The organism is Candidatus Andeanibacterium sp. (assembly GCF_057143545.1).
This window is the reverse complement of record NZ_DBNHSF010000131.1, coordinates 1-3,506: the sequence shown is the minus strand read 5'-3', so window position 1 is coordinate 3,506 and position 3,506 is coordinate 1. Positions and strand designations below refer to the sequence as shown.

Sequence of the window (3,506 nt, the reverse complement as noted above, 5' to 3'; positions counted from 1 at the left end):
CTATGCCGCGCCCGACGGCAAGCAGCTCGAAATCCATGTCGATCCCGGGCGGCCCGATGCCTGGCGGGCAGAGCCCTTTTATTCGGAGATCAGGGGCTGGGCGCGGGCCGTCGCCGGGCGCGATTTCAGGATCGTGGTGGTGCTTGGCGCGAAGGCCTGGCTGGTGCGGCCGGACGGCGAGGAGGAAGTTGCGACCAGTTAGTCCTTGTCTGCGCTACCGGTTGGCCTTTGGCCAGCTGCGCTTCCGCTACTTGAGCGAGTCCTTGTCTGCGCTACCGCTTCGCTACTTGAGCGCGGGGGAAATAAGACAGGCCCCGGAACCTTGCGGTGCCGAGGCCTGTTCAAAGACTATCGCTGGAAGACAGCGATCTCGCTGTGCGAGGTTGCCCCCGCTTCGTTATCAGACGGTGTTGGCGTCGGCCAGCTCGTCGGAAACGGTCGAGAAAGTCGTGTTCAGTTCGTTGCCGAGCGACTGCATGGCAGTGATCGCGGCGACCGCGATGAGCGCGGCGATAAGGCCATATTCGATGGCGGTCGCGCCGGCTTCGTCCTGAAGAAGGTTCTTGATCAGCTTCATTGTCCTGGTCCTTTCCGGCGGCAATTGCCACCTATCCCCGTAAGGAGAGCGCAGGATTAGCGCCGGAGGATTAAGCAGACCTTCCCGGGTCTGGTTAATCCGCGTTAACCATGGTGCGGCCCGCCTAGAGGCCGTGGCGGGCGAGCGCGGCGGCGAAGATTTCGCGGCCGCCGGGGTCGGCGAACGGGAAACTACGGAGGAAATCGGCGGCGGTGATCAGGGGGTCCATCGCGCGCGCCCGCGCGACCCAGTGCGCGGCCTTTTCGGGGTCGCCGGCCTGCTCGCGCGCGACCGCGGCGACCAGCGCGATATGCTTGTGCGCGCCGGGCGCATGGACCGCCTGTTCGGCCCAGCGGAGCGCCTCGTCATGGTGTTCGAGCAGGGTATGGGCGATGCCCTTGGTCGAAAGCATGCCGTAGCGCAGCGGGTCGAGCGGGCTGAGCGTGAGCGCCAGGTCGAGCTTGCCGAGCGCGCTCGCGGGATCGCCGCTGAGCGTCTCGGTCAGCCCGCTGAGATAGACGCCCTGGGCGTAGTTCGGGCTGAGCCCGGTCGCGCGCTCGAGCCAGGCATGGCTGCCGCCGAGATCGCCCTCGATCCACTTGACCCGCCCCATCACGAGATTGACGAAGGGATCGAGCGGGTCGAGCCCGACCGCCGTTTCCGCCGCCGCCCGTGCCGCCATCCGCGACGCGTCGAGATCGGCGCCGTAACGCATGAAGCCTTCCTGGAAGCGCGAGAAGGCGAGCCCGGCATGCGCCCGGGCAAACCCCGGATCGAGCCTCACCGCCCGCTCGAACAGTTCCAGCGCGCGCAGATTGTCGGCCCGGTTGTAGTGATACATCTGCTCGAGCCCCAAATGATAGGCCGACCAGGCATCGAGATTGTCGCTCGCCATCAGCCGCGAGCGTTGCGCCTCGTGCGCCGGGATCTGGACTTCGAGCGCGGAGACGATGCTGGCGACGATCCGCCCGCGGATCTCGTGCACCTGGTCGAGCGATCCGGCATAGCGCTCGCCCCAGATCGCCGCCCCGTCGCGCGTGTCGGCCAGCTCGACCGTCACCGCCAGCCGACCCGCCGCGAATTCGACTTCGCCCGAGAGGCAATAGCGCACTCCCAATGCCCGTCCGACCTGCGCCGCATCGGCGTGCTGCCCGCGAAAGCGGAACGACGAACCGCGCGCGATCACGAACAGCCAGCGCAGCCGCGACAGTTCGGCGATCAGCTCGTGCGGCAGGGCATCGGCGATCGAGCCATAGGCGCCGGGATCGCCCAACAGTCCGAACGGCAGCACCGCGATCGAAGGCCGGCCGGGGGGAGCAACGAGCGAACCCGCTCCATCCCCCTGCGCCGGCGCCGCCGCTGCTCCCGGCAGCGCGATCTCGACCTGGCCGACGAAGCGGAAGCCCTTGCCGTGGACGGTCCTGATGTAACGCTGCTGCTTGCCGTCATCGCCCAGCAATTGCCGCGCGCTCTTGATCCGGCTCGAAATCGCCGAATCCGAGATGAACCGCCCGCTCCAGACCTTTTCGACGATCTCGTCCTTGCTCAGCATCCGGTCGCGGTTCTCGGCCAGCAGGAACAGCAGCGAAAGCACTTGCGGTTCGGCCGCGAGCACCTGCGCGCCGCGGCGCAGCTCGAATCTCGCGGCGTCGAGGACGAAATCGTCGAACCGGTACAGCATCGCCGGTCATTCTTAGGCGATTCCGGCAAATCTCCAAGAAATCTCCAGCCCGGCTCCAAGCTTGCCCGGGCCAAGGCCCCTACAGCCCAGCCATCGGCAGCGGGGTGGTCCCGCGGCCGCAACCGGAAAGGAAATCGAAATGCCTCTCGTAACCATCGATGTCATCAAGGATGTCTTCACCGACCAACAGAAGGGCGAAATCATCGAGAACGTGACCAACGCGATGATCGCCGTCGAAGGCGAAGCGATGCGCGGCGTCACCTGGGTCAAGATCAACGAAATCGCGCAAGGCGACTGGGGGATCGGCGGCAAGCTGCTGACCGCGGCCGACGTTCACGCCATGGCCGGGCACAAGGAAGCCGCCTGATGCGTGCTTTACGGGGCCTGGCATTCAGGGCCTTGATCCCGGGGGAGGTCCCTGTCGTCAGGCAGGGACCTGCTTCGCTCGACTACCGGGAGATCTCCCTGATCGCCGCCGGGCAGCGCGCCCGGGCGAGGCTGGTGAATGTCCGCTAACGACCCATAGCAGACATTGGCGAGATGGCCATGAATGGCGGCGGATATTTGGTGTTGTGCCGCTACTTGCGTAGTCCCAGCCATGCCGCACTACTAAAGAATTAACCAATTCAGTTTAGTCAATTTTGCGGGACGTTCTTCAAAGAGGCGTCTGTCGCGAAATGGATTGGTAGTTCGTGAGTGAGGGGCTTGGGGTCGCACAAAGATATCCGAAAATAGTGGCATTTGGCGCGTTCGTCATTCCTGGCGTGAGCGTTCGCTGCTTGCCGTGTCGGCACTGTCTTTCCTTGTGCGTTGTCGATTGCCCTGTGACATCAAATGGAGAAGGACATGACTAACAAGCGCAAGATTCTTCTGGGTTCGACTGCGATTGCCGTGGCAATCCAGTTCCCGGGATCGGCCCTGGCCCAAGCCACCATAGGCGGTGACGAGATCCTGGTGGATGACGGCCTTGGCGGATTCGTAATCAATAGTGGCGGCGACCTAGATCTTGGCAACAACGATCTTCTTGGTGTGGACAGCGCATCGATCAGCGATGCGGATATCGCCAACGCTTCGATCTCAGATGCAACAATCTCTACTGCCTCAATTACCAGCGCCTCGATTAGCGACGCCAATATCGACACTGCCGCGATCACCAGCGCCTCGATCTCCGATGCGAACATCGATGTTGCAACGATCACTAGTGCTTCGATCTCGGATGCGAACATCGATACCGCCGCGATCACGAGT

General features: G+C 63.9%; 6 protein-coding genes. 4 read left to right on the top strand and 2 right to left on the bottom strand.

The window, feature by feature from the left end:
• A partial coding sequence (locus AC16XC_RS07905; protein ID WP_484034105.1) for a hypothetical protein occupies positions 1-202 on the top strand: 202 nt, incomplete at its 5' end.
• 198 nt (positions 203-400) lie between these two features.
• On the opposite strand, the gene AC16XC_RS07900 is transcribed toward AC16XC_RS07905, so the two are convergent.
• Positions 401-577 (bottom strand): Flp family type IVb pilin, encoded by a 177-nt coding sequence (locus AC16XC_RS07900; RefSeq protein WP_484034104.1) that lies wholly within the window; start codon positions 575-577, stop codon positions 401-403.
• 124 nt (positions 578-701) lie between these two features.
• Entirely contained in the window at positions 702-2,258 is a 1,557-nt protein-coding gene (locus tag AC16XC_RS07895; protein WP_484034103.1) for a winged helix-turn-helix domain-containing tetratricopeptide repeat protein, read from the bottom strand.
• A gap of 139 nt (positions 2,259-2,397) precedes the next feature.
• Between AC16XC_RS07895 and AC16XC_RS07890 the strand changes: the two genes are divergently transcribed.
• The 3 genes from AC16XC_RS07890 to AC16XC_RS07880 form a co-directional block, all read left to right on the top strand.
• Positions 2,398-2,625 carry a tautomerase family protein gene (locus tag AC16XC_RS07890; protein WP_484034102.1) on the top strand — a complete coding sequence of 76 codons (228 nt, stop codon included), beginning with the start codon at positions 2,398-2,400 and terminating at the stop codon, positions 2,623-2,625.
• A complete protein-coding gene (locus AC16XC_RS07885; RefSeq protein ID WP_484034101.1) occupies positions 2,625-2,774 on the top strand; it encodes a hypothetical protein in 150 nt (49 codons plus the stop codon). Before AC16XC_RS07890 ends, AC16XC_RS07885 begins: the two co-directional genes overlap by 1 nt.
• A 318-nt stretch (positions 2,775-3,092) precedes the next feature.
• The coding region (locus tag AC16XC_RS07880; protein WP_484034100.1) for a hypothetical protein at positions 3,093-3,506 on the top strand (414 nt) is incomplete at its 3' end.